Origin of the sequence: Kitasatospora sp. NPDC004799, from assembly GCF_040609095.1 — a bacterium.
Lineage (GTDB): Bacteria > Actinomycetota > Actinomycetes > Streptomycetales > Streptomycetaceae > Kitasatospora.
In genome coordinates, this window is sequence record NZ_JBEXJK010000790.1 from 1 (window position 1) to 1,429 (window position 1,429).

The window sequence follows — 1,429 nt, forward strand, 5'->3', positions numbered from 1 at the left end:
AGCGCGGTCGGGGCGAGCAGCGCCTCGCCGACGGCGCCGGTGGAGGCGAGCAGGTCGGTGCGCACGCCCCGCTGCTCGGCGCGGACGGGCGGCGCGGCAGCGTCGTCGGGCTGGACTTCGACGCCAGCGGCGCCTGGGCCGGCTACGACTGGATGGGCGTCAGCAAGGCGGCCCTCGGCGCGGTCTGCCGGTACCTGGCGATGTACCTCGGTCCGTCCGGCGTCCGGGTCAACCTGGTGGCGGCCGGCCCGGTGGAGACCGTCGCCGGACAGGCGATCAGCACCTTCGACCGGATCGCCGACCGCTGGCAGGCCGAGGCCCCGCTCGGCTGGGACCGCACCGACCCGGCCGCGGTGGTCGGACCGGTGCTGTTCCTGCTCTCCGACCTCGCCGCGACCGTCAGCGGGGAGATCCTGCACGCCGACGGCGGGATGCACGCCGTCCGGATGGGCACCGGCCCGGCCTTCGCCGACGGAGGTGCGGCATGACGGCCGCCATCGTGGGGGTGGGCGCCGCGCTGCCCGAACGCGTCGTCCCCAACGAGCACTTCGAGCGGATCGGCGCCTCCCCGGAGTGGATCGTCAAGCGGACCGGCATCGAGGAGCGCCGCTTCCTGGCCCCGGACGGCCGGCTGGCCGACCTCGCGGTGGCCGCCGCCGAGCAGGCGCTGCGCAGCTCCGGGCGGAGCGCCGCGAGCATCCGGCACGTCGTGGTCGCCACCATCACCCCGGACCGGGTCACCCCCGGGGTGTCGGTGGAGGTGGCCGCCCGGCTCGGCCTGCCGCAGGCCGTCGCCTTCGACCTGCACGCCGCCTGCGCTGGCTTCGTCTACGGCCTGGACCACGCCGCCGCGCTGATCGAGACCGGCCGGGCCGAGGCGGTGCTGGTCTGCGGCGCCGACGCGCTCACCCGGATCACCGACCACGAGGACCGGGGCACCGCGGTGCTGCTGGCCGACGGCGCCGGCGCCGCCGTCGTCGCCGACGTGCCCGGCGCGCCCGAGCCGTGCTTCTCGCTCGGCAGCGACGGCGAGCAGATCCCGCTGCTCTACGCCGACCGGGAGGACCGCAAGCTGCGGATGGACGGCCGGGAGGTGTTCGACCACGCGGTGGAGAAGATGTCCGCCGCCACCCGGGAGGTGCTCGCCCGGCGCGGCCTGACCTGCGAGGACCTCGACCTGTTCGTCGCCCACCAGGCCAACGCCCGGATCGTGCGGGCGGTCGGCAAGGAGGTGGGGCTGCCCCCGGAGCGGCTCTACCTGAACGTCCACCGGGTCGCCAACACCTCGGCGGCCTCGATCCCGCTGGGCCTGACCCACGCCCGCGAGGAGGGCCTGCTGGACGGCCCGAAGCTGCTCGGCCTCGCCGCGTTCGGCGCGGGCATCACCTGGGGCGCCGGGGTGATCGGCTGGCGGCCGGGCGCCGGCGGC

General features: G+C 76.6%; 2 protein-coding genes. Both read left to right on the plus strand.

Features of this window, described 5'->3' with window-relative positions; translation table 11 throughout:
* Nucleotides 1-488 (plus strand): SDR family oxidoreductase (locus tag ABZW03_RS40825; RefSeq protein WP_355269935.1); only part of this gene is annotated, 488 nt, incomplete at its 5' end.
* The coding region (locus ABZW03_RS40830) for a beta-ketoacyl-ACP synthase 3 (protein WP_355269937.1) at nucleotides 485-1,429 on the plus strand (945 nt) is incomplete at its 3' end. The genes ABZW03_RS40825 and ABZW03_RS40830, both read left to right, overlap by 4 nt.